Raw genomic sequence first — 24,011 nt, forward strand, 5'->3', positions numbered from 1 at the left:
ATCCGCGGCGCGGCCCGTCCCGGCCGCGGGCAGCCGGTACTGCGCCGAACGGCGGCACCCGCGTGCCGCGCGTGGTTCCCGTGACCGGTGCCAGGTGGTAGACACGGCGGGGTCACGGTTCCTGTCCGCCAGCAGGAAGGTCACTGCCGTATGTCTGCAACACGCCGTCAGGTCCTGTCCGCAGCGAGTGCCCTGGGAGCGGGCATCGCCTTCACCGGGGCCCTGTCCGAGGTCTTCGCGGGTACGGCCGCCGCCCAGGGCATGGGCGGCACCGGTTACGGTCCGCTCGTTCCCGACCCGGACGGCCTGCTCGACCTGCCGAAAGGTTTCCGCTACACCGTGCTCTCCCGCGAGGGCGACCAGCTCCGCTCGGGGGAGGGCCGGGTGCCCTCCCACCACGACGGCATGGCGGCCTTCGCCGGCAAAGGAGGCCGAACGCACCTCGTCCGCAACCACGAGAACCGCGCGACCGCGGAGATCCCGGTGCCGGCCGTCAGCGGCCTCACCTACGACCCGGCGGGCAAGGGCGGCTGCACGGCCCTGACGCTCGACCGGAACCAGCGGGTGCTCTCCGAGCGGGTCGCCATCGCCGGTACGGCCGTCAACTGCGCGGGCGGCCCGACGCCTTGGGGTACCTGGCTGACCTGTGAGGAGACCGAGGACAAGGCCGGCACCAACGGATACACCAAGGATCACGGCTTCGTCTTCGAGGTGCACCCCAACGACCCGCACCGCACCGGCGCGGTGCCGCTGACCGCACTGGGCCGCTTCCAGCACGAGGCGGTCGCGATCGATCCGCGCCACGGTGTCGTCTACGAGACGGAGGACGCCTTCCAGAAGCCCTTCGGCCTCTTCTACCGCCTCCTGCCGCACAAGCCGCTCGGCGGTGTCGGTTCGCTGCGCGCGGGCGGCCGGCTCCAGGCGATGCGGGTGCCCGGCGTACCGGACCTGTCGACGGTCCAGGAGACCGGGGCGCGTTTCGACGGCGTCGAGTGGGTGGACGTACCGGACCCGCTGGCCACCGCCACGCCGACCAGGTTCCAGGACTACGGCCCCGGCGGCATCACCCACGCGCAGAAGCTGGAGGGCTGCTACTGGGGCGGCTCCAGCGTGTACTTCGTGTCGTCCTTCGCGCGCGGCGCCGACGGCTCCGGCGCCGACCACTACGGCCAGATCTGGCGCTACGACCCGGCGCGCCGCCGGCTGACCCTGGTCGTCGTGTTCGGCCCGCACACCGACGTACGGCTGCCCGGCGAGTCCCCGGACAACATCTGCCTCGCACCCGGAGGCGGCCTGATGGTCTGCGAGGACGGCAACGGCGCCCAGCACGTCTTCGGGCTGACCCGCCGTGGCGAGGTGTACGCGATGGCCCGGGGCCGGCAGAACATCGGGACGGCGGAGAAGCCGGAGTGGGGCGAGTTCGCCGGGGTCACCTTCGCGCCCGACGGAGAGACGATGTACGTCAACTGCTACACCCCGGGCACCACGTTCGCCGTGACCGGTCCCTGGCGCGGCTAGCGCGCCGTGGCGAAGAGGCGGGCCGCCGGTCCGGTGCGTTCCGGCGGCGCGCCGGCCTTTGCACCCAGAGGTGCTCCACGTACGGCGTCGCGGGGCAGCGTGAACCAGTCCCGGTGCGCGGAGCCGGAGCGGGCCGGCCGGGGCCGAGAGCCAGCAGCGGCGGGCGTACGACGCCGTCGGCGCCCGGGCGCCGCGACGAAAGAGGCACCGGAGACGATCGCCTCCCGGGCCGGGTGCGCGTGCGGTCCGGGCGCGGGCCGGCGCCCCTCGGCGGCGACCGTCTCGAAGACGGCCTCCGGCGCACCGCCCACCCGTGCGGCGGCCCAGCCCTCCGGTTCCGTACCGACGGCGGCGAGCCGGGACCTGACGCCCATGGTGTTGCTGCCCCTGGTGCCGCCGTCCGTCGCCGCCGGCTCCGTCTTCACCTTCTCGCTCAGCCTCGGCGACTACATCACCGTGCAGATCGTGGGCGGCAAGACCCAGCTCATCGGCAACCTCGTGTACTCCCGCATCGATCTCGACCTGCCCATGGCCACCGCGCTCGGCACCGTGCCCGTCGCCGTGATCGTCCTGTATCTGCTGGCGATCCGCCGTACGGGCGCCCTCGACAGCCTCTAGGAATGAGCGCCATGCGTCTTGGCCGCACCGCGCGGATCGCCCTGCGGATCGGCGCCGGCCTCGGTTTCGCGGTGATCTACGTCCCGCTGCTGCTGGTCCTGCTCAACTCCCTGAACCCCGACCCAGCGCGGGCTGGCCGCCGCCGGGGCTGACCGGGCGGTGGTGGTCGGTGGCGGCGCACAACGTCGGTGTCCGGCAGGCGCTGTGGGTGTCGGTGAAGGCCGGGCTCGGGGCCACCGCCCTCGCGCTGGTGCTCGGCACACTCCTCGCCTTCGCGGTGGCCCGGCACCGCTTCTTCGGCCGGGACACGGTGTCGTTCCTGGTGGTGCTGCCGATCGCGCTGCCCGGCATCGTCACGGGCATCGCGCTGAACTCGGCCTTCGGCACGGTGCTGGAGCCGCTCGGCGTGGGCCTCGGGCTGTTCACCGTGATCGTCGGTCATGCCACGTTCTGCGTCGTCGTGGTCTTCAACAACGTGGTGGCCCGGCTGCGCCGCACGGCCGGCTCGTACGAGGAGGCGGCCGAGGACCTCGGCGCGACCGGCTTGCGCGCCTTCGCGGACGTCACGTTCCCGCTCGTGCGCTCCTCGCTGCTGGCCGGCGCCCTGCTCGCCTTCGCGCTGTCCTTCGACGAGGTCGTGGTCACCACGTTCACCGCGGGCCCGGGTGTCCAGACCCTCCCGCTGTGGATCTTCGACAACATGGCCCGGCCACGGCAGGCACCGGTGGTGAACGTCGTGGCCGCGGTCCTCGTCCTGCTGTCGGTGATCCCGGTCTACGTCGCCCAGCGGCTGTCCGCGGACACGGCCACGTCGAGCCGCGTATAGCCGGAAGACGCCCGGCGGCCCGCCGCCTCCGCCGCCCGGATGTTATGAGCGAGCGGCGGCATGTGCTATGTCACACACCATTGTCGGGTCCGGTGCGCGCTGAGACAGTGCCTGACACGCCTCGACCCCACAGAGGCGCGTCCCCTTCGTGGAGGAATCCCGATGCGCCCTCGCTTCGCGCTGCCCGCACGCGTGCCCACCGGCACCACGGGCCGCATCGCCGCCGCCGTCGCCGTCTGCGTCACCCTGGCCGGCCTGCCGGCCGCGCCCGCGCAGGCGGCGCCCAGGCCGCCCGCCGCGCCCCGCGCACACCTGCCCGCGCCGTCACCGGCCGCCGCGTCCGCCGCCGCCACCGAGCGTCCCGCGACCCGGCCCGGACGGCTCAGTCCGGCCCAACTCCCGCCCAGGCAACCACGGTCCGGCCGCCAGGACGGTCGCGCGGTGAAAGCCGGCTCCTGCACCCCGGCCGACTTCGGGTCCCGTACCGGCGCCGCCCTCGTCGCCCACGTCAAGGCCGCCACCCCGGCCTGTGTCAACACCCTCTTCGCGGTCACCGGCGGCGACGCGCGGGCCGTCTTCCGGCAGGCCCAGATGCTGACCGTGGCGCACGCGTTCACCGGCACCGCCGGGCAGTACCGCGGCGACAACTCCGGCGGCCTGCTGCAACTGGTCCTCTTCCTGCGCGCCGGCTACTACGTGCAGTTCAACCACCCGCAGGACGCGGGCACGTACACCTCCCGGCTCACCACCGCCGTCACCGGCGGCCTGGACACCTTCTTCGCCCGCCCGCACTCCCGCGATGTCACGGCGGCCAACGGCGACATGCTCGGCGAGAGCGTCATCCTCACCGACAGCGCCGACCAGCAGGGCCGCTATCTGGACGTCTACCGGCGGCTGCTCGACGACTACGACGGTTCCTACGACGCCGTCGACAGCATGGTCAGGGCCGTCAACGACGTCCACACCCCGCTGTGGCGCGGCAACTGGAACCCGGCGTACGTGCGGGCGGTACGGGCCGACCCGAGGATCACCGGCGCCTTGTACGACTTCGCGCTGGCGCACACCGGCCTGCTCGGCACGGACCTGGCCTTCCTGGACTCCAACGCCGGGATGAACCTGGCCCGTTACGCCGAACATCCCGAACTCCAAGACACCGTCCGGCCGTTGGCCAAGGACCTGCTGGACCGAACCGCGATCACCGGGCCCACGGCCGCGCTGTGGGTGGCCGTCGCCACCCAGGCCGCCGCCCACGACGGCGCGCACTGCGGGTACTACGGCGTCTGCGACCTGCCGGCCCGGCTCGACAGGGCCGTCCTGCCGGTCACCCGCCACTGCGACGCGAACATCACCGTCCGCGCCCAGGCGCTGACCGCCGCCGACCTCGACGCCGCCTGCGCGAGCGTGCTCCGCCAGGACGCCTGGTTCCGTTCGGTGGTGGGGGCCGGCGGACCGATACCCGGCCAGTACGCCACCAGCCTCCGCCTGGTGGTGTTCGCCGGCCGCGCCGACTACCAGACCTACGCCGGCGCGATGTACGGCATCAGCACCGACAACGGCGGCATGACCCTGGGCGGCGACCCGTCCGACCCGGCCAACCAGCCCGTGTCGATCATGTACCAGAAGGACCACGACGACGGCTTCCCGGCCCGGATCTGGAACCTGAACCACGAGTACACGCACTTCCTGGACGCCCGTGACGACATGAAGGGCGACTTCGGCCGGCAGACCTCGGTGCCGGACGTGTGGTGGATCGAGGGCATCGCCGAGTACGTGTCCTACGGCTACCGCGGGCTCACCGACGGCCAGGCGGTCCAGGAGGCCGGCCGGCACACGTACCGGCTGAGCACGCTGTTCGAGAGCACCTACGACAACAGCGATGTGACCCGCACCTATCCGTGGGGCCATCTCGCCGTGCGCTACATGGTCGAACGTCATCCCGACGACGTGCGGCGCATGCTCGACCGCTTCCGCGCCGGTGACTACGCCGGCGGGTACGCCGTCTACCACGACGGCATCGGCACCCGCTACGACGCCGACTTCGACCAGTGGCTCACGGCGTGCGCCGCGGGCGCCTGCGCCGGACCGGCCGGGACCTGACCGCACCCGGCAACGGAGACGGCCGCCGCTCGGAGACCCCCGGTCGGCGGCCGTACGTCGCGTACGCGGTGCGGGCGCGGTCAGACCGCGGTCGCCGGGTACGTCGGGTACTCCACGCCCGACACGTGCTGGACGACGCGGACGACCTGGCAGGAGTAGCCGAACTCGTTGTCGTACCAGAGGTAGAGGATCGCGTTGTCGCCGTCGACCTTGAGGGCGCCGGCGTCCACGATCGAGGCGTGGCGGGAGCCGATGAAGTCGCTGGAGACCGCGTCGGGCGCCGTGATGAAGTCGATCTGACGCTTGAGCGGCGAGGTCAGCGACACCTCGCGCAGGTAGTCGTGGACCTCCTCGCGGGTGGTCTCGCGGGCCAGCTGGAGGTTGAGGATCGCGATCGAGACGTCCGGCACCGGGACGCGGATCGAGCTGCCGCTGATCTTCGCCTTCAGGTCGGGCAGGGCCTTGGCGACGGCGGAGGCGGCACCGGTCTCGGTGATGACCATGTTCAGCGCCGCGGAGCGGCCACGGCGGTCAGACTTGTGGTAATTGTCCAGCAGGTTCTGGTCGTTGGTGAACGAGTGGACGGTCTCCACATGGCCGCGCAGCACACCGTACTCGTCGTCCATCGCCTTCAGCGGCGGGACGATCGCGTTGGTGGTGCAGGAGGCGCAGGACAGGATGCGTTCCTCCGGCTTGACCGTGTCGTGGTTGACGCCGTGCACGATGTTGGGCACGTCGCCCTTGCCCGGCGCGGTGAGCACGACCTTCTCGATGCCGGGGCGCAGGTGCCGGGACAGGCCCTCGCGGTCGCGCCACTTGCCGGTGTTGTCGATGAGGATGGCGTCGCGGATGCCGTACTGGGTGTAGTCCACGGACGCCGGGTCGTCGGCGTGGATCACCTTGATGGCGTTGCCGTTGGCGACGATCGCGCTGTTGTCCTCGTCCACCGTGATGGTGCCCTGGAACTGGCCGTGGATGGAGTCGCGGCGCAGCAGCGAGGCGCGCTTGACGATGTCCTGGGGGCCGCCGCCGCGTACGACGATGGCGCGCAGCCGGAGGCCGTTGCCGGAGCCGGCCTTCTCGATCAGCAGGCGGGCCACGAGGCGGCCGATGCGGCCGAAGCCGTAGAGGACGACATCGCGCGGCTCGCGGCGCTCGATCTTGTTGGCCCCGGTGGCGCCCGCGACCGCCTCGGCGGTGAACTCCTGGACGCTCAGGCCGCGTTCGTCGGCCTTGTACATGGTGGCCAGCATGCCGAGGTCGATCTGGGACGGCCCGAGGTCGAGGGAGGTGAGGGCCTGGAGGAACGGCATCGTCTCGGTGACGGACAGCTCGGCGCCGGCGATCTGCCGGGCGAAGCGGTGCGTCTTCAGGATGCTGACCACCGACTTGTTCACCAGGGAGCGGCTGTGCAGCAGGACGGTCACGTCCCGCTCGCGGTGCAGCTTCCCGATGAGCGGGATCATCGACTCCGCGATCTCTTCGCGGATCTTCCAGTTGGTGAACGAGTCGTCGTTGACAGTCACGGATCCATCTTTCGAGCTAGGCAGCGCTCATATGATAACCACACGGCTTTGGCGCGTTTATAGCCCCCTCCAGGCCACCTCGCCGGCACGCCGGCAGCGGTGTCACACGGGCTGTTCGCCTCGGTGTGTCCGGCGGTGGGCGACCAGACCCGCGACGGCCGTCAGCAGCGCGCTGACCCACACCGGGGAGCGGTGGCCGAATCCGCCGTCGAGCACGGCACCGCCCAGCACCGGACCGAGCGCGGCACCCACGTTCAGCGCCGAAGTCGCGAACGCGCCGCCGAGCGACGGCGCGTCGGCCGCCTCGTACAGCACCCGGGTGACCAGCGTGGCGCCCACCCCGAAGGCCAGCAGGCCCAGCACCGGCACCAGCGCGACGGCCACCGCCGGCTGCCCGGCGGCCAGGGCCAGCGCGGTCCAGCCCGCGAGCAGCGCGGCGCCGGCCAGGGGCGGCACCGGCCGGACGCTCCGGTCCGCCAGCCGGCCCGCCGCCGTCACCCCCGCGAACGCCCCCGCGCCGAACAGCGCCAGCACCGCCGGCACCCAGCCCGGGCCGAGTCCGCACACCCGCGTCACCAGCGGCGCCAGGTAGGTGAACGTGCAGAAGGTGGCGCCGTTGACGAGCGCGGCCAGGCACAGCACCGACAGCAGCCGGGGCCGGCCCAGTGCCCGCAGCTCCGTGCCCGCGTCCGGTGCCGGGCACCCGGCCGCCGGGCCGCGCGGCACCGACCGGGAGATCGCCGCCAGCGCCGGCGCGGACACCAGGGCCACCGCCCAGAACGCCGAGCGCCAGCCCAGGAGTTGACCCAGCACGGCACCCGCCGGCACTCCCGCCACACAGGCGAGCGTGGTGCCGCCGAGCAGGACGGCGGTGGCCCGGCCCTTGGCGTCCGGCGCGACCATGCCGGTCGCCGCCGTCAGGCCGACGGCGAGGAAACCGGCGTTGGCCAGCGCCGCGAGCACCCGGGTCGCGAGCAGGACCAAGAAGTCGGAGGTGAGCGCCCCGGCGACGTGCACGGCCAGGAACACCCCGAGGAACACCAGCAGCGACGGCCGGCTCGGCCGCCGCCGGGCGAGCAGCGCCGCCGCCGGCGCGCCCACGACCATGCCGACGGCGAAGGCGGACGTGAGCGTGCCCGCCGTGGACACCGAGACCCCGAGGTCGCGGGCGATGTCCGGCACCAGGCCGGCCAGCATGAACTCGGACGTGCCCTGGGCGAAGACCGCCAGCCCGAGCAGATAGAGAGCGAAAGGCATCAAGACTCCACACACCGTGTCGCGGACGGGTAGCGAGCACGCGGAGCCGCGACGGTCACGACCGGTGGGTGTGGTCCTGGAGCGGACGGACGGCCGGGCGCGCGGGGCAACGCGTGCGGGCCCGGCCGGCACCGCCGCCCGCACGAGGGCGACGCGTCACACGGACGAGTGAGGAGGCACAGCAGAAGAAGCGGAAGAGAGGTGCGTGCCGGTCCGGAACCCGGAGGACGGCAGCCCGGTGATGGCGTGCGAACGACGAAAAGCCACCGGGCGGCCGGTGGCTAGCGTCTGGATGCCTCGGGGCTGGACATGTCCCGCACGCTAACGCGCGGCCCCGGGCGCGCGCCACCGGTTTTTCGCGGCGGCGCGCGCCCGGGTGTGCGCGCAGGCGGTCAGGTGTGCGGGAGCGTGCGCTCCCGGTGCCGGACGGTGCCGGACGGTGCGGGTCAGCGCGGGTTGAAGACGACGCTGGCGAAGCGGGCGCCGGCGGGCGCCGCTTTGCCGGGAGCGAGCCGCGTCGCCGTTCCCTTGCACCGCTTCTGCGTGTAGACCACGAGCGGCTTCTTCGTCCCGTTGCGGGCGCCGCGCGCCTCCTGGGCCATGTCGAAGCACTTGCGGTCCGGCGGGTTCTGGATGCCGTACGCCTTGCCCTCGGGCCCGATCCACGCGAACGTGCCGTCGGCGGCGAGCGCGGAGCCCGTGGCGGTCAGGACGAGGGCGAGAGTGCCGAGCACGGCGGCGAGCGGACGACGATACAGACGCATGGGATGCCCTTCGGATACGTCGGGGTCGGAAGACGGGGAGCGCGGAACGGGGCCGCCTCCGTGACGCGGAACGGGGCCGCTTCGGTAATCTCCCACTCCCGCCCGGCCCGCCCCCGGGGCCGACACGGGCACGTCCACCGTTCGGGTGACGGACGGGGACGGTCACGCGGAGACCGGCCGGTGTGCTCCGCCGGGGCCGTGCGAAGGCGCGGAAACGGGGTAGACGAGGGGACGCCCGAAGAAAGGACCGTCTCATGACGACCTACGTGATCAGCGTCCCCGGCACCTTCACCACCGGGATCGGGGCCGACGCCCGCACCCGGCTGGTCAGGGCGCTCCGGCCCGCCGATCCGCACGGCACCCGTATGGGCAACGCCGAGGACCTGGACGTGCTCAGCGTCAACGACGACAACACCTTCACCCTGCGCCTGACCGTCGACGCGGACACCCGTCCGCACGCCGAGGAGGAGGCCCGGCGGCTCGCGGGCGACGCGCTCCGGGACGCGGGACTGGACGAGCGGAACGCGCCGCTGGGGCCCGCGGTGGTCACCGGCATCGACTCCGAAATCCACTGATCAGTAGAAGTAGGTAAAATCTAGGCGTTTGCTGAAGATTCGGGCTACCGGCCCGCCGAGAGCCACCGCCCCGCCGGAAGTGATCGATGCCCCGCAAGCGCACCATGGACGAAGGCGACGAGTTGCTCGCCCGGCTCGGTTCGCTCACCGCCCAGGCGCGCCGACGCGCTCAGCTCCAGCGCACCCAGGTCGAGCTGGCCATCGCCCTCCAGCGGGGCATGCTCCCGCGGGACCTGCCCGTCGCCCCCGGCGTCCATGTCGCGGTGCGGTACACGCCCGCCAACCTCGGCCTGAACGTGGGCGGCGACTGGTACGACGCCTTCACCATGCCCGACGGACGGATCGGGCTGTCCATCGGCGACGTACAGGGCCACAACATCGAGGCCGCGGCCTTCATGGGCCAGGTCAGGGCGGGACTGCGGGCGCTCGCCTCGGTCACCGGGGATCCGGGCGAGCTGCTGGCCCGCACCAACGACCTGCTGCTCTCGCTGGGCAGTGAGCTGTTCGCCACCTGCACCTTCATGCGGCTGGACCCGGCCACCGGCGTGCTGGAGAGCGCGCGGGCCGGGCACATCCCGTTCGTGTGGGCCACGGCCGACGGGAAGTCCGGGGTCGTCGACGACGAGGGCGGGCCTCCGCTCGGCATCGAACGGGGCGTGGAGTTCCCCGTGACGCGGCACCGCCTCACCACCGGCGGGGTGTTCGTGCTGCTCACCGACGGTGTGGTGGAGGGACCCTCGCTGAACATCGAGGACGGCCTGGACCAGGTGGTACGGCTCGCGGGCATAGCCGCCGTCGCCGGGCTGGAGGCCCACGCGCTGGCGTCGGCCGTGATCAAGGGCGCGGAGAGCGTCGGACACGAGGACGACGCCGCCGTCCTGGTCGTGGGCCTCGACGGCCCCTGCACCCTCGCCTGACCGGCGGCCGGGTTCCGCGGCGGCCCGTCGTTCAGCCATAGGGCCGGACCGGACCGCGGCTCGCCTCGCCGAGATGCGCCCGGCGGTGTGAGATGGCTGCTGTGGTGGGTATCGAGAAGCTGCGCCGGCCGGGCGGCCTTGCCGTCCAGGTGGCCGCCGTCGCCGCCTGCTACTACGCGGCGGCCCGGCTCGGCCTGCTGCGCGAGCTGTCCGTCGAGGGCGCCGTCGTCACTCCCATCTGGCCGCCCACCGGCGTCGCCGTCGCCGCGCTGCTGATCCTCGGCCTGCGCTGCTGGCCCGGCATCACACTCGGCGCCTTCTTCGCCGTCCTGTCCCTGACCACACCCGACGTCGACATCCTCGGGGTCCTGTTCGGCAACACCGCCGCGCCGGTGTGCGCGGTGCTCCTGCTGCGCCGGGCCGGCTTCCGCACCGACCTCAGCCGGTTGCGCGACGGCCTCGCCCTGGTGTTCCTGGCGGCGCTGGCGGCCACGCTGATCAGCGCGACCGTCGGGGCCGGTCTCCTCGTCCTCGCGGACGGCCTGGCCGCCCACGGCTTCTGGCCCGTCTGGCTCGCCTGGTGGGTGGGGGACGCGATGGGCGTCCTGATCGTCACTCCGCTGCTGCTGTCACTGCACCGGGCGCGCCGGCCGCTGCCGCTGGGCCGCTGGAAGGAGGCGACCGCGCTGGCCGTCGTCGCCTGCCTGCTCGTGCCGCTGGCCGCCTACAGCCCGATCAGCACGCTCTTCCTCGTCTACCCGGTCGTCATCTGGGCGGCGCTGCGCTTCCAGCTGGTGGGCAGTGTGCTGTGCGCGCTGCTGACCTCCGTGGTGGCGACCGTCGCCGCGACGGACGGCGCCGGCGCGTTCGCGGGGCTGAACCGGATCGAGGTGATGGTGAAACTCCAGGCGTTCAACGGGGCCACCGCCCTGACCGCGCTGCTGCTGTCCGCCGTGATCATCGACCAGCGCAACACCCGCCGGTCCGTGGAGCACGCCTGCCAGGAACTGGTCGAGGTGCTCGAACACCTCACCGCCGGCGAGGCCCCACCGCCCCGCTCCCGCCCGAACCCCCAGAACACCGACGACCGCCCCCACCCGACCGGCATCCCGTGACGCACCACGACGCCGGCGACCGCCCCTGCCGGAGCGGGCATCCGGTGACGGGCCGGGGCTGACGCGGATCACGACGCCGACGGCGGGCCTGGTCCGACCTGCGTGCGCGTGACGGGCGGGGCCGGGCCAGGATCACGGCCCGATGGGCTACGGCGCCGATGGCCGATCCTGCCGGGGCAGCGGTCCGTGAGTCGGCGGGGCCCCGGCCACGATGCCGGCGGCCGACACCGTCCGACCGGCATTCCGCGGGCCGGGGCCGACCCGGACCACGGTGTCGGTGACCGGCTCCGGCGGGCGGTGCCGTGGCCGCGGCCGGGCGGTGCGGGCCGGGACGCCGGCGTACGCCGTCGGCCCCGCCGCCGTACGGCCTCGCACGGCGGCGGGGCCGCCCGTCGTTCCGGCACCATCCGGCCGGCCCCAAGCGCCACGGCCCCGGACCACCCCCGTATCCCGTTCCCGGGTCAGCGCTTCCGCTTGGAGCGGTTCGCCGGTCCCTCGTCGTCGCCGGGCTCGGCCGCCGGGGGCCGGGCCGGGGTACGGCGCTCGGGGGCCGGCGGGTGGGCGGCGCCGGTCGCGCCGGGCTGGCCGCCGCCGGTCGTGCCGTAGCCCCCGGGGATGCCCGGCGGGGTGTCCGCGGCGGCCTGCGCCTCGCTGATGTGACGCCGGGCCCGGACCCCGGCCCGGCGCTCCGGGTACGGGTAGTCGAACGGCTGGGCGCCGGCCCGCTCGCGCTCCTCCTCGCTCCGCCGGCGTGCGGCCCGCTCGGCCGCCGTCGCGTCCTCGTGCTGTCGGTCGCGGTCGTGTGCGTGCTCGCTCATGCGGCGCCGAGTACCCGGGCGGCGGCCCCCGCCAACGTGCCTTCCGGCGTGTCGGGCGGCGTGGCGCGGGCGGCGGGAGACGATGGGCCGCGACCGCACGGGCACGGGGCCGGACCGGGAGGACGGGGCGCCATGGAGCAGCGGCCGGTACCAGGACGGACGGCCGGGGACATCCCGCCGCGGCCGGACGCGGCCGACGCCCGCCGCCGCATCCCGCGCACCGACACCCTGCTGCGCGACCCCCGGCTGGCCGCCGCCGCCGACCGGCTCGGCGCGCACCGGGTGAAGGACGCCGTACGGCGGGCGCAGGAGCGGGCCCGCGCGGGCGGCATCGCGCCGGAGCAGGTTCCGCGCACGGCCCTGGACCTGCTGCCCGGCACCGCGAGCGGCCTGCGCCCGGTGATCAACGCCACCGGGGTGCTGCTGCACACCAACCTCGGCCGGGCCCCGCTGTCGGACGCGGCCCGGCAGGCGGCCCTGGAGGCCGCCGGACCCACCGACGTCGAACTCGACCTGGCGACCGGCGCACGGGCGCGCCGGGGCCGCTCCGCGCTCGCCGCGCTGCGCGAACGGGTGCCGGCCGCCGGCGCCGCGCACGTCGTCAACAACGGCGCCGCCGCGCTCGTCCTGGCCGCCACCGCCCTCGCGGCCGGCAAGGAGATCGTCGTCAGCCGGGGCGAGATGGTGGAGATCGGCGACGGCTTCCGCCTGCCCGACCTGCTGGCCTCGACCGGCGCCCGGCTCCGCGAGGTCGGTACCACCAACCGCACCACTCCCGCCGACTACGCGGCGGCGACCGGACCGGACACCGGGTTCGTACTGAAGGTCCATCCGTCCAACTTCCGCGTCACCGGCTTCACCCGGTCGGCCGAGGTCTCGGAGCTGACCGGCCTCGGGGTGCCCGTCGTCGTCGACATCGGCTCCGGCCTGCTCGCCCCGCATCCGGCCCTGCCCGGCGAACCCGACGCCGACAGCCGGCTGCGCGCCGGGGCCGCGCTCGTCATCGCGAGCGGCGACAAACTGCTCGGCGGCCCGCAGTGCGGACTCCTGCTCGGCCGGCAGGACCTGGTCCGCGCGCTGGCCCGGCACCCGCTCGCCCGCGCCCTGCGCGTCGACAAGCTGACCCTCGCCGCGCTGGAGGCCACCCTCACCGGCCCGCCCACCCCGACCGCCCGCGCCCTCGCCGCCGCCCCGGAGCGGCTCGGGGCCCGCGCCGACCGGCTCGCCGCCGCGCTGCGCGCCGACGGGATCGACGTACGCGCCGTCGCGAGCGCGGCCACGGTCGGCGGCGGAGGAGCACCCGGAGTCACCCTGCCCAGCGCGGCCCTGTCCCTGCCCGAGCCGTACGCCGCCGCGCTGCGCACCGGCCGCCTCCCGGTCGTCGGCCGGCTGGAGGCGGGACGCTGCCTGCTGGACCTGCGGTCGGTCCCGCCCGAGGACGACGACCGGCTGGCGTGGGCCGTACGGTCGGCCCGCGCCGCCGTCCACGAGGCCACCGCGCAGCACCCGGCCGCGGAAGGACCCGACGCGGCGGCCCGGCCCGCGGCGGACGGGTGGCCCTGATGCGGGTGCTCGCCACCGCCGGCCACGTCGACCACGGCAAGTCCGCGCTGGTCCGCGCGCTCACCGGGATGGAGCCCGACCGGCACGAGGAGGAGCGGCGCCGGGGCCTCACCCTGGACCTGGGTTTCGTGTGGACCCGGCTCGGCGGTGACCACCTCGCCTTCGTGGACGTACCGGGGCACGAGCGGTTCGTGCCGACCATGCTGGCCGGCGCCGCCCCGTGCCCGCCGTGCTGTTCGTGGTCGCCGCCGACCAGGGCTGGCAGCCGCAGTCGGCGGAGCACCTCGCCGTCCTCGACGCGCTCGGCGTCCGGCACGCCGTCCTCGCGGTGACCCGCAGCGACCTCGCCGACCCCCGGCCGGTGCGCGCCGACGCCCTCCGGCGGCTGGCCGCCACCTCGCTGGGCCCGGTCGGCTCGGCCGCCGTCAGCGCGGTCACCGGCGCCGGCCTGGACGACCTGCGCGCCGAACTCGCCCGGCTGGCGGACCGGCTGCCCGCGCCCGATCCCGACGCCGACGTACGGCTCTGGCTGGACCGGGCCTTCACCGTCCGCGGCCACGGCACCGTGGTGACCGGCACCCTCGGCGCGGGCACCCTGCGGGTCGGCGACCGGCTGGCCACCGCCGACGGCACGGCCACGCTGCGGGTGCGCGCGCTGCAGAGCCTGCGCGAGGAACGGACCGCCGTCGGCGCGGTGGCCCGGGTCGCCGTCAACGTGCACGGCCCGGGGGACGGCGCGCTGCGCCGCGGAGAGGTGCTGCTGACCCCGGACCGCTGGCTGTGCACCGAGACGACCGACGTACGGATCACCGGGGACGACGCGGCCGGCCTGCCCCGGTGCCTCACCCTGCACATCGGCACGGCCGCCGTGCCGGTGACCGTCCGCCCGCTCGGCCCGGACACCGCCCGGCTCGTCCTGCGCCGCGGCCTGCCCCTGCGGGTGGGCGACCGGGCGGTGCTGCGCGAACCCGGCGGCGGCCGCACCCCGCGCGGAGTCACCGTCCTGGACGTACGGCCGCCCCGGCTGACCCGGCGCGGTGCCGGCCGGGCCCGCGCGGCCGAACTGGACGCCATGACCGGCCGGCCCGACACCGCCGCCGAACTCAGCCGCCGCAAGCTGGTCCGGCGCGCCGAGCTGCGCGCCATGGGAGTGCCCGCGCCCGGCGACCCGGTCGCCGGGGACTGGCTGGCCGACCCGGCGCACTGGGCGGACCTGGGGGACCGGCTCGTTGCCCGGGCCGGGGAACACGCCCGCGACCATCCGCTGGACCCCGGCCTGCCCGCCGAGACGGCCCGCCGGCTGCTCGGCCTGCCCGACCGCGCCCTGGTGGACGCGCTCGCGGCCGGGCTGCCCCGGCTGCGCGCCCGCCAGGGCCGGCTGTACCCCGCCGACGGCCCGGCACCCACCCTGCCCACACCCGTGCGGACGGCCGTGGACGCCCTGCGCCGCGACCTCGCCCGGGCCCCCTTCCGCGCCCCCGAGGCCGGGCGGCTCGCCGAACTCGGCCTGGACCGGCGGGCGCTGGCCGCGGCGGCGGCCGGCGGGGCACTGTTGCGGATCGCCGACCACGTCGTGCTCCTGCCCGGCGCCGACGCCCGCGCCGTCGCCGTGCTGCGCGCGCTGCCCCAGCCGTTCACGCTCAGCGAGGCCCGGCGCGCGCTGGACACCACCCGCCGGGTGGCCGTACCGCTGCTGGAGTTCCTGGACGCCCGGGGACACACCGAGCGCGTCGACGAACGGCGCCGGCGCTGCCGTGCCGGCGTGGGGAACGGAGGCGGACAGGAATCGAACCTGCCGGCCCGAGATCCTCGGGCCCCTCGGTTTTGAAGACCGGGAGGGCCACCAGGCACCCACACGCCTCCACCGCCCGCCACGCTACCGCCCCAGGAGACCACCACCATGACAGCGACACCGGCCCGCGAGGCGCCCGTACGGCTCACCCGGTTCGCCCGCGGCGGCGGCTGCGCCTGCAAGATCCCGCCCGGCGAACTGGAGGCGATCGTGGCCGGCCTGACCGCGCCCGCGCTCGCCGGCGGCGACACCCCGCTGCTCGTCGGCCTCGCCACCGGCGACGACGCGGCCGTGGTCAGCCACCGGGGCACCGCGATCGTGTGCACGGCCGACTTCTTCACCCCGGTCGTGGACGACCCTTACGACTGGGGCCGGATCGCCGCCGCCAACGCCCTGTCCGACGTGTACGCGATGGGCGGCCGGCCGGTGCTCGCCGTCAACCTGCTCGCCTGGCCGCGCGACCGGCTCCCCTTCGACCTCGCCCGCGAGGTGCTGCGCGGCGGGCTCGACACCGCCACCGAGGCGGGCTGCCATGTCGGCGGCGGACACAGCGTCGACGACCCCGAGCCGAAGTACGGCATGGCCGTCACCGGTGTCGCCGACCCCGGGCGGCTGCTGCGCAACGACGCCGGGCGGCCCGGGCTGCCGCTGTCCCTGACCAAACCGCTCGGCACCGGCGTCCTGAACAACCGGCACAAGGCCACCGGCGAGTACTTCGGGCACGCCGTCGCCACGATGGCCGCGCTCAACCGCGAGGCCGCCGAGGCCGCGCTCGCCGCCGGCGCCCGGTGCGCCACGGACGTCACCGGGTTCGGTCTCCTCGGCCACCTGCACAAACTCGCCCGTGCCTCCGGGGTGACCGCCGTGCTCGACACCGCCGCCGTGCCGTATCTGGAGGGCGCCCGCCAGGCCGTACGGGACGGGTACGTCAGCGGCGGCACCCGGCGCAACCTGGAGTGGGTCGCGCCGCACACCGACTTCGGCGACACCGACGCCGACACCCGGCTGCTGCTCGCCGACGCGCAGACCTCCGGCGGGCTGCTCGTCGCCGGAGAGGTGCCCGGCGCGCCGGTGGTGGGGGAGCTGGTGGCGCGCGGCGCGCACTCCCTGGTGCTCCGGTAGGGCCGCTCACGGCTCGGTCCCGGTGTGCTCGTCGATGCCCGCCCGGATCCGGTACGCCCGCACCAGCGCCAGCGCCGCCTCGCCCCTCGGCCGCCGTCCCGGGCGGATGTCGACGGCGAACGCCTTCGTCTCCTGGATGTGCGTGTTGGGGTCCAGGGACAGATGGAGCAGTTCGTTCGCCGCGTCCCCGGTGCTGTAGCCGTTCGGGCCCCAGTGGTAGGGCAGGCCCACCTGGTGCAGCGGGCGTCCGCGCACGGTCAGCGGGATCATCCGGTCGGTGACCAGCACCCGTGCCTCGATCACGCCCCGGGCGCTGACGACCGTGGCCCAGCCGGTGTGCTCCAGGCCCCGCTCGGCGGCCAGCTCCGGGGAGACCTCGCAGAAGAACTCCGGTTGCAGCTCGGCGAGATACGGCTGCCAGCGGGACATCCCGCCCGCCGTGTGGTGTTCGGTGAGCCGGTAGGTGGTGGCCACGTACGGGAACACCGAGGAGCCGGGGGAGCCGCCGCTCGGCTGGTAGCGGTTGTCCGGGTGCGGCGGCAGCAACTGCCGTACCGGGTTGCGCTGCCGGTCGTGCAGGAGGTTCGGCACGGGAGAGTCCTGCGGTTCGTAGTGCGCCGGCAGCGGCCCGTCCGTGAGCCCGGAGGGGACGTACAGCCAGGCCTTGCCGTCGGCCTGCATGATGAACGGGTCCGTGCCGGACAGGGCGTCCGGGCCGGTCGCGTCCTCGGGCGGCACGTGGTTCGGTGCCTTGTCCTTCTCGAAGTCGGGGACGTCGTGTCCCGTCCACCGGCCGCGCTCCGCGTCCCACCACACCAGCGCCTTGCGTTCGCTCCACGGCCGGCCCTCGGGGTCGGCGGAGGCACGGTTGTACAGGATCCGCCGGTTGGCCGGCCAGGCCCACGCCCACTCGGCCGCCACCCAGTCCTGCTCCCGGCCCGGTCTGCGGCGGGCCGCCTGGTTGACGCCGTCGGCGTAGACCCCGCAGTAGATCCAGCAGCCGCACGCCGTCGAGCCGTCGTCCTTCAGCTCCTCGTACGAGGCGAGCGGAGTGCCGCCGGCGTCCCGCCCGTTGATCTCGGCGAGGACCGCCTCCGCGTCCGGTTCGGCGTGCGGACCCTTCGTCGGGTAGTCCCAGGCCAGGTCCCGTACCGGCCGGTCCATCGGGTCGGCGGACCCGGCGAGCTTCTGCCGGATGATCCGGCCCAGGTGGTAGGCGAACCACAGGTCGCTGCGCGCCTCGCCGGGCGGCTCGACCGCCTGGTGGTGCCACTGCAACAGCCGCTGCGTGTTGGTGAAGCTGCCGTCCTTCTCGGTGTGCGCGGCGGCCGGCAGGAAGAACACCTCGGTGCGGATGTCCTCGGTGCGCAGCTCGCCGGTCTCGGTCTCCGGCCCGTCGCGCCACCAGGTCGCCGACTCGATCAGCGAGAAGTCCCGGACCACCAGCCAGTCCAGGCAGGCCATGCCGAGCCGCATCAGCTTGGAGCCGGCGTTGCCCACCGCCGGGTTCTCACCGAGCAGGAAGTAGCCTTTGCAGACGCCGTCCAGCTGCGCCATCGTCGTCTCGTACGTCGAGTGGGAGCCGGTCAGCCGGGGCAGGTAGTCGAAGCAGAAGTCGTTCTCCTCGCTCGCCGCGTCACCCCAGTACGCCTTGAGCAGGCTCACCAGATAGGCGCGCATGTTGCCCCAGTAGCCCTTGTGCGCGGCCTCGGCGGCGACGAACCCCTCCAGGTCCTGGTGCTGGTGCGCGTGCGGCATCGGGATGTAGCCCGGCAGCAGGTTGAACAGGGTCGGGATGTCCGTGGAGCCTTGGATGGAGGCGTGCCCGCGCAGTGCCAGGATGCCGCCGCCCGGCCGGCCGATGTTGCCCAGCAGCAGTTGCAGGACGGAGGCCGCCCGGATGTTCTGCACGCCCACCGTGTGCTGTGTCCAGCCGACCGCGTAGGCGAACGCCGTCGTCCGGTCGCGTCCGGAGTTCTCCGTGACCAGCTCGCACACCTGCCGGAACAGCTCCCGCGGCACGCCGCAGATCTGTTCGACCAGCTCCGGGGTGTAGCGGGCGTAGTGCCGCCTGAGCACCTGGAAGACACAGCGCGGGTGGGACAGCGTCTCGTCCCGTTCCGGCTCGCTCTCGTCGATCACCGGGCCGCCGGAGCCGTGGGACTCGCCGCGCGCGGCCTCGGTCACGGACGCGTCGTCCCGGGCGCGCTCGTCGTACTCCCGGTCGCGCTCGCCGGAGGCCGCCCGGGTCTCGGTGCCCTCGTACTGCCAACTGGCGTTGTCATACGTGCGGCTGTCGTCGTCCAGGCCGGAGAAGACACCGGCCAGGTCCTCGGTGTCCCGGAAGTCCTCCCGCAGGATCACGGGCGCGTTGGTGTACGCCACCACGTAGTCGCGGAAGTACTTCTCGTTCTCCAGGACGTGGTGGACGATCCCGCCGAGGAAGGCGATGTCCGTGCCCGCGCGCAGCGGTACGTGCAGGTCGGCGAGCGCGCTGGTGCGGGTGAACCGCGGGTCGACGTGGATCACCTTCGCGCCGCGGGCCTTGGCCTCCATCACCCACTGGAACCCGACCGGATGGCACTCGGCCATGTTCGAGCCCTGGATCACCACGCAGTCCGCGTTCTGCAGGTCCTGCTGGAAGGTGGTCGCGCCGCCGCGGCCGAACGAGGTTCCCAGACCGGGAACGGTGGAGGAGTGTCAAACGCGCGCCTGGTTCTCGATCTGGATCGCTCCGAGCGCGGTGAACAGCTTCTTCAGCAGGTAGTTCTCCTCGTTGTCGAGCGTGGCACCGCCGAGGCTCGCGATGCCGAGGGTGCGCCGGGTGCGGGCCCCGTCGGCCTCCCACTGCCAGCCGGCCCGGCGCGCCGCGATCACCCGGTCGGCGATCATGTCCATCGCCGTGTCCAGGCCCAGTCGCTCCCACCCGGTGCCGTACGGACGCCGGTAGAGGACGTGGTGCTCGCGGGCGCCCCCGGTGGTCAGCTGGAGGCTGGCCGCGCCCTTGGGGCACAGCCGGCCCCGGGACACGGGGGAGTCGGGGTCGCCCTCGATCTGGGTGACCCGGCCGTCCTGGACGTACACGTCCTGGCCGCAGCCCACCGCGCAGTACGGGCAGACGGACTTCACCACCCGGTCGGCCGTGGCCACCCGGGGCGTCAGCCGGGCGCTCGCCGCGCTCTTGGCTGCGGCCCCGCGGCCCAGCGGATCCGTGCCCGTGAGCTGCCGGTAGACCGGCCAGGAGTCGATCCAGGTGCGTACGCCCACGGCTCCTCCTCCCGCTCGGGTGCCTCGATTGTCCCGCGGCCTCGCGCAGGCGGCACCTCCGGCCGTGCCGGTCGCGGAGGGAGGTGCCGGCGCGGTGTGTCGGCGCACGGACCGGACGCAGTGCCCGTAATGTCCGGGTGGTCACGGTCCCGGGCGAGTGACGGGAGTGATCGGGTGACGGTCAGGGGCGGCGGGGCGGAGGCGGTGGCGCCGTGAGGCAGCGTCACGTCTTCGGAACGGTGTGCACGGTGGAGGCGGCCATCGCCGGCGCCGTGTTCCTCGCCGTCCTCGGACTGCTCGCCCGGACGCTCCCGCGCCACCGGCGGGCCCCCGCCCCGGAGAGCGCCGGGGCCGCCGAGCGTGGGGAACGGCCCCAGGCGGAGGCGGTCGCCTCCCGCTCCGGCAGCGGATCGCCGTCGCCCTCCCCCTGCTGGTGCCGGCGCACGCCCGGGCGGTCCTCGGCGGCCTCATCGCCCCGGAGCCGGCCGGCGGCGCCCGGGTCGCGCAGCCGCCGGTGCTCGCGGCGGCCGTGCTGTTCCGGCTGCCGGTCCCGGCCCGCGCCCGGCACCGGCTGGACGACGCCGGCCGGGATCACCGCGGCGGCGCCGACCTGGTCCCGGGCGAACCGGGTGAACCGGGCGAACCGGGAGGAACGCGAGGCCCGTCGGGCGTCGCCGGACCCCGCGTCCGCTCACTCCGCGAAGGGCGCGGCCATCAGCAGGTCCTCCACGGTGGGCACCGGGAAGCCGGGCAGGTGACGGCGGCCGACCTCGGCGAAGGGATGCATCAGCTCCCCCATGGGCTTGGTGCGGCACAGCGACAGCACCGTGTCCAGCGCGGCCTTCTTGAACTCCAGCCGGGGAAACGCCTCCAGCACGTCCGCCACGGCGTCGGACGGGATCCGCTCCAGCCCGTTGCCCGTGAAGTCGAGTCCGGACCCCACGGCGACCAGGGCGATCTCCGGCCTCTTGCGCGTCGCGATGCCCATGCTGGTGTGCAGGGCGATCGCGTCCCAGACCACGTCCACCCGCTCCGCCGGCACCCGCAGCCGCTCCAGGAAGCGGCGCGCGGCGTCGGCGCCGTCGACCTCGAACCGCTCGGCCGGCGTCTGGTACGCCTCCACCAGGCCCAAGTCGTGCAGCACGGCGGCGACGAACGCCAGTTCCCGGTCGTAGCGCACCCCCTGCCGGTCGAACACCAGCGCGCCGAAGACATAGCTGCGCAGGACGTGCTGGAAGAGCGACGGGGAGCTGACCTGGCGCGCGAAGGCCACGCTGCGCCGGGCCAGTTCGCCGTCGGGGATGCGGACGCCGGCCACCGTCGCGGGCAGCGCGGCGGCCGGGCCCGGCCGGGCGTGGGCGGCGGCGGGCGGACCGGCGAACGCGGCCGCCGCGCCGGCCGCCGCGACCCCGGCCCCCCGCCGAAGCGCCGTGCGCCGGGTGATGTCGCGTCCGTCGGTGTGTGCCTCGGTCATCTGTGCGTTCCTCTCACGGGCGACTGGTCACCGTGAGCCTAGGAACGCCCGGTCCGCGCCGACAGCGGCGAAAGTGACAGAGGGTCACGGAATTCCGCCAGCACCGGCCGGCCCGCTCAGGAACCGGGCCGAGTCGCCTCCAGGCGCTCGCGCTGCGGCAGGACCGTGTAGGCGGGGTCCGCCGCGGACGCCACCCCGGCGTGGAACACGCCGAAGCGCAGGGCCGCCGAGCCCGCCAGCAGCGCGGCTCCGGCCGCCGCCGCGAGGTGCCGGTCCCGCGCGGAGCACGCGGCGAGGACCGCGCCGCCCGCCGTCAGCAGCTCCGAGGCCCGCACCAGCAGCCCCGCCCGGCCCTGCCCGAAGGGCTTCGCGGCCAGGCCCATGCGCCGCTTCATCGTGTGCAGGGCGCCCAGTTCCAGGACGGCTCCGAGGACGGCGAACCGGCGCGCGGGACCGGCCTCGGCGGCCGGCGCAGCGGCCAGCGCCAGACCGGACGCGGTGCCGGCCGCCGAGCCCGCGAAGACGAACGGCAGTTCCCGGTAGCCCTCGTGCCAGGACGGCACCGCCGTGTCCGAGAGCAGCACCGCCGTGTAGGTCGCCACGGCCGGGCCGAGGACGGCGGAGGCCGCCGTGGCGGCCCGGCCCGGCAGCCGGTACCGGCCCGCGACGTCCGCGGCCGCCGCGGTCAGCGCCAGCGGCGCGTACGCCGCCAGCAGCCACGAGCCCACGCTCATCGGGGAGGTGGGCTTGCACACCCGCAGCATGTTCAGGAACCGGGCCGGCCGCCCGAGGTCGTGCACCAGCGCCGCCAGCGACAGCGAGACCGCCGCCGCCGCGGCCGTGTGCGCCGGTGCGGCGAGCCCCGGCCGGCCGGTCAGCCGGGCCCCGGCCGCCAGCAGCGAGGACGCGCCGGCCAGCCCGCCGAGGTACAGGTACCCGGCGATGTCCAGCGGCTTCCACGGGGGCTCGGCGAGCACGGGCATGCCGTAGTACGACGCGAACTCCGCCTCCGGCACCACCGGCCGCTCGCCCCGCCGGCCGCGGCCCGCCGGGACACCGGGCACCGCCTCCCGGCCCGGCCGCGCACCCCGGACCCCGTCCCGGGTGACATCCGACTCGCTCATCGCGGCCTCCTGAAGAAGCTGCCCGCGGCCAGGGCCGCCAGGGTCACCGCGGCCGCCGCCGCGTGCCGCCACATCGACGGCAGGTCCCGGGTGGTGACCCGCGGGTCCGGCGGCAGCCCGTACACCTCCGGCTCGTCCAGCAGCAGGAAGAACGCCCCGGCGCCGCCGACGCCGTCCTCGGGGCTCTCGCCGTACAGCCGGGCGCCGGTCACACCGGCCGCGTGCAGCCGCGCCACCCGGGCCCGCGCCCGCTCCCGCAACTCCTCCAGCGGGCCGAACTGGATGGACTCCGTCGGGCAGGACTTGGCACAGGCCGGTTCCAGGCCGGCACCGAGCCGGTCGTAACACAGGGTGCACTTCCACACCCGGCCGTCGCCCTCCCGCCGGGCGATGACGCCGTAGGGGCAGGCGGGCACGCAGTAGCCGCAGCCGTTGCAGACGTCCTGCTGGACGACGACGGTGCCGAACTCGGTGCGGAACAGCGCGCCCGTGGGGCACACGTCCAGGCAGGCCGCGTGCGTGCAGTGCTTGCACACGTCCGAGGCCATCAGCCAGCGCAGCTCGGTGCGGCCGTCGGGGGACACCGGCGCGATGCCTCCGGCGGCCGCCGTGCCCGCGCCGAGGCGGGACGCGGCGGCGAACACGTCCACCTCGTCGTGTGCCGCCTCCGGCGTGCCGAACGGCCCGCGCTGCTCCACGAAGGCCACGTGCCGCCAGGTGTCGGCACCCAGGCCGCGCGTGTTGTCGTAGGACATGCCGGTCAGTTCCAGGCCGTCCTCCGGGATCGCGTTCCACTCCTTGCACGCCACCTCGCACGCCTTGCAGCCGATGCACACCGAGGTGTCGGTGAAGAAGCCCACGCGCGGCGGGGCGTCGGGGTAGCCGGCCGCGCCGGACACGTCCGGCTCCGGGCCGTACAGCGCGTTCCCGCGCCGGTCGGCACCCTCGGTCATGGCGTCTCCTTCTCGCTCTCGGCTTCCCCGGCCGTTTCCCGGGGCGCCTCGTCCGGCCAGCGGCTGAGCGCGTCCCGCACCCGGTGCCGGCGCACCCGGCGCCATGCCTCCGGTGCCTTCCGTCCGGAGCCGGGGTGTGTCGCGCACGAGGACACGGCAGACCTCCTCGCCGGGTGGCAGGAGGTGCGCTTCCTCGCCGTCACCGCCCGCCGTGCGCCGCGCCTTCTCCGAGCCTGGCACGGCCGCCCGCGCTCCGCGCGCCCGGGACGGCCGCCCGGTCCGCCGGGCCCGTTCGCCCCGCTTCGCGCACGGCGACCCGGGGGCCCGGACCAGTGGCCGCCGGGCGCCGGGGCCCGGGGAGGTCGCCGTGGAGACCGTGTCCGGCGGACTCGCCGTCCTGCTGCGGGAGCGGGGCGTGGGCCGGGTGTACGGCGTGTCCGCACCGGCCGTCGACCCGTTTCCGCGGGCACTCGGCGGTGGTTCCCGGTCCGGGAGTTGGTGCAGACGCCGGGCAAGGAGTCCGTCGCGCAGATGGCCCGCGCCGAGCGCGGACCCGGCGTCCCGGCGGGCGACGCGGCCGTGCGTCATCTGGCGGAGGTGTCCGTGTAGTGCGAGGAGGTGTCCGGGCCGGGCTGCTCGGCGACCGGAGCGTGGCGGGTTTCGTGCTGCGCCGCGCTCTTCTCGA

At 74.9% G+C, this 24,011-nt stretch carries 17 protein-coding genes, 1 tRNA gene and 3 pseudogenes; 10 read left to right on the forward strand and 11 right to left on the reverse strand.

What is annotated here, in order from left to right:
* Positions 1-150: 150 nt before the first annotated feature.
* Positions 151-1,518, forward strand: a complete 1,368-nt coding sequence (locus SCK26_RS34255; protein ID WP_318205253.1) for an alkaline phosphatase PhoX — start codon at positions 151-153, stop codon at positions 1,516-1,518.
* Here the strand turns inward: SCK26_RS34255 and SCK26_RS34260 are convergent.
* The gene (locus SCK26_RS34260; protein WP_318205254.1) at positions 1,515-1,892 is read right to left on the reverse strand and encodes a hypothetical protein; all 378 of its coding nucleotides are present in this window, start codon (positions 1,890-1,892) and stop codon (positions 1,515-1,517) included. The two genes, SCK26_RS34255 and SCK26_RS34260, sit on opposite strands and share 4 nt — an antisense overlap.
* A 1-nt stretch (position 1,893) precedes the next feature.
* Here SCK26_RS34260 and SCK26_RS34265 point away from each other — a divergent pair.
* From SCK26_RS34265 to SCK26_RS34275, 3 genes and pseudogenes are all read left to right on the forward strand, one after another.
* Positions 1,894-2,136, forward strand: a pseudogene (locus SCK26_RS34265) (ABC transporter permease); the annotation flags it as partial.
* Between the two features lie 11 nt (positions 2,137-2,147).
* Positions 2,148-2,962 (forward strand): annotated as a pseudogene (locus SCK26_RS34270) (ABC transporter permease).
* Between the two features lie 162 nt (positions 2,963-3,124).
* Positions 3,125-5,059 (forward strand): collagenase, encoded by a 1,935-nt coding sequence (locus SCK26_RS34275; RefSeq protein ID WP_318205255.1) that lies wholly within the window; start codon positions 3,125-3,127, stop codon positions 5,057-5,059.
* 80 nt (positions 5,060-5,139) lie between these two features.
* Here the strand turns inward: SCK26_RS34275 and SCK26_RS34280 are convergent, their stop codons facing one another.
* The 3 genes from SCK26_RS34280 to SCK26_RS34290 all read right to left on the reverse strand — a co-directional run bounded on the left by SCK26_RS34280 (position 5,140) and on the right by SCK26_RS34290 (position 8,606).
* The gene (locus tag SCK26_RS34280) at positions 5,140-6,585 is read right to left on the reverse strand and encodes a glyceraldehyde-3-phosphate dehydrogenase (RefSeq protein ID WP_318205256.1); all 1,446 of its coding nucleotides are present in this window, start codon (positions 6,583-6,585) and stop codon (positions 5,140-5,142) included.
* Positions 6,586-6,687: 102 nt separating this feature from the next.
* A complete protein-coding gene (locus tag SCK26_RS34285; RefSeq protein ID WP_318205257.1) occupies positions 6,688-7,842 on the reverse strand; it encodes a Cmx/CmrA family chloramphenicol efflux MFS transporter in 1,155 nt (384 codons plus the stop codon).
* A gap of 446 nt (positions 7,843-8,288) precedes the next feature.
* The gene (locus tag SCK26_RS34290; RefSeq protein ID WP_318205258.1) at positions 8,289-8,606 is read right to left on the reverse strand and encodes a hypothetical protein; all 318 of its coding nucleotides are present in this window, start codon (positions 8,604-8,606) and stop codon (positions 8,289-8,291) included.
* 254 nt (positions 8,607-8,860) lie between these two features.
* Here SCK26_RS34290 and SCK26_RS34295 point away from each other — a divergent pair, with 254 nt between their 5' ends.
* From SCK26_RS34295 to SCK26_RS34305, 3 genes are all read left to right on the forward strand, one after another.
* Positions 8,861-9,181, forward strand: coding sequence for a hypothetical protein (locus SCK26_RS34295; RefSeq protein ID WP_318205259.1), 321 nt, complete (start codon positions 8,861-8,863; stop codon positions 9,179-9,181).
* A gap of 86 nt (positions 9,182-9,267) precedes the next feature.
* Positions 9,268-10,098, forward strand: a complete 831-nt coding sequence (locus SCK26_RS34300; protein ID WP_318205260.1) for a PP2C family protein-serine/threonine phosphatase — start codon at positions 9,268-9,270, stop codon at positions 10,096-10,098.
* A gap of 101 nt (positions 10,099-10,199) precedes the next feature.
* Positions 10,200-11,213, forward strand: a complete 1,014-nt coding sequence (locus SCK26_RS34305) for an MASE1 domain-containing protein (protein ID WP_318206151.1) — start codon at positions 10,200-10,202, stop codon at positions 11,211-11,213.
* Between the two features lie 461 nt (positions 11,214-11,674).
* On the opposite strand, the gene SCK26_RS34310 is transcribed toward SCK26_RS34305, so the two are convergent.
* Positions 11,675-12,031: a hypothetical protein gene (locus SCK26_RS34310; RefSeq protein ID WP_318205261.1), complete on the reverse strand. Its 357-nt coding sequence runs from the start codon at positions 12,029-12,031 to the stop codon at positions 11,675-11,677.
* Positions 12,032-12,163: 132 nt separating this feature from the next.
* Here SCK26_RS34310 and selA point away from each other — a divergent pair, with 132 nt between their 5' ends.
* Positions 12,164-13,594 carry an L-seryl-tRNA(Sec) selenium transferase gene (gene selA, locus SCK26_RS34315; protein ID WP_318205262.1) on the forward strand — a complete coding sequence of 477 codons (1,431 nt, stop codon included), beginning with the start codon at positions 12,164-12,166 and terminating at the stop codon, positions 13,592-13,594.
* Positions 13,594-15,353 (forward strand): annotated as a pseudogene (locus tag SCK26_RS38075) (SelB C-terminal domain-containing protein); the annotation flags it as partial. The gene selA and the pseudogene SCK26_RS38075, both read left to right, overlap by 1 nt.
* Positions 15,354-15,364: 11 nt before the next feature.
* Here the strand turns inward: SCK26_RS38075 and SCK26_RS34330 are convergent.
* A tRNA-Sec gene (locus tag SCK26_RS34330) sits at positions 15,365-15,457 on the reverse strand.
* Between the two features lie 37 nt (positions 15,458-15,494).
* Between SCK26_RS34330 and selD the strand changes: the two genes are divergently transcribed.
* Complete coding sequence (gene selD / locus SCK26_RS34335) at positions 15,495-16,508, forward strand: selenide, water dikinase SelD (RefSeq protein ID WP_318205264.1); 1,014 nt, start codon at positions 15,495-15,497, stop codon at positions 16,506-16,508.
* A 6-nt stretch (positions 16,509-16,514) separates the two neighbouring features.
* Here the strand turns inward: selD and fdh are convergent, their stop codons facing one another.
* The 5 genes from fdh to SCK26_RS34360 form a co-directional block, all read right to left on the reverse strand.
* Positions 16,515-19,775 carry a formate dehydrogenase gene (fdh, locus tag SCK26_RS34340; protein WP_318205265.1) on the reverse strand — a complete coding sequence of 1,087 codons (3,261 nt, stop codon included), beginning with the start codon at positions 19,773-19,775 and terminating at the stop codon, positions 16,515-16,517.
* A gap of 223 nt (positions 19,776-19,998) precedes the next feature.
* Complete coding sequence (locus tag SCK26_RS34345) at positions 19,999-20,370, reverse strand: hypothetical protein (RefSeq protein ID WP_318205266.1); 372 nt, start codon at positions 20,368-20,370, stop codon at positions 19,999-20,001.
* A gap of 96 nt (positions 20,371-20,466) precedes the next feature.
* Positions 20,467-21,249: an HD domain-containing protein gene (locus tag SCK26_RS34350; protein WP_318205267.1), complete on the reverse strand. Its 783-nt coding sequence runs from the start codon at positions 21,247-21,249 to the stop codon at positions 20,467-20,469.
* A 116-nt stretch (positions 21,250-21,365) separates the two neighbouring features.
* Entirely contained in the window at positions 21,366-22,373 is a 1,008-nt protein-coding gene (gene nrfD, locus SCK26_RS34355) for an NrfD/PsrC family molybdoenzyme membrane anchor subunit (protein ID WP_318205268.1), read from the reverse strand.
* On the reverse strand, positions 22,370-23,326 hold the full coding sequence (locus SCK26_RS34360) for a 4Fe-4S dicluster domain-containing protein (RefSeq protein WP_318205269.1): 957 nt from the start codon (positions 23,324-23,326) through the stop codon (positions 22,370-22,372). The genes nrfD and SCK26_RS34360 overlap by 4 nt, the downstream gene beginning before the upstream one ends.
* Positions 23,327-24,011 lie beyond the last annotated feature (685 nt).

Origin of the sequence: Streptomyces sp. SCL15-4, from assembly GCF_033366695.1 — a bacterium.
GTDB lineage: Bacteria > Actinomycetota > Actinomycetes > Streptomycetales > Streptomycetaceae > Streptomyces.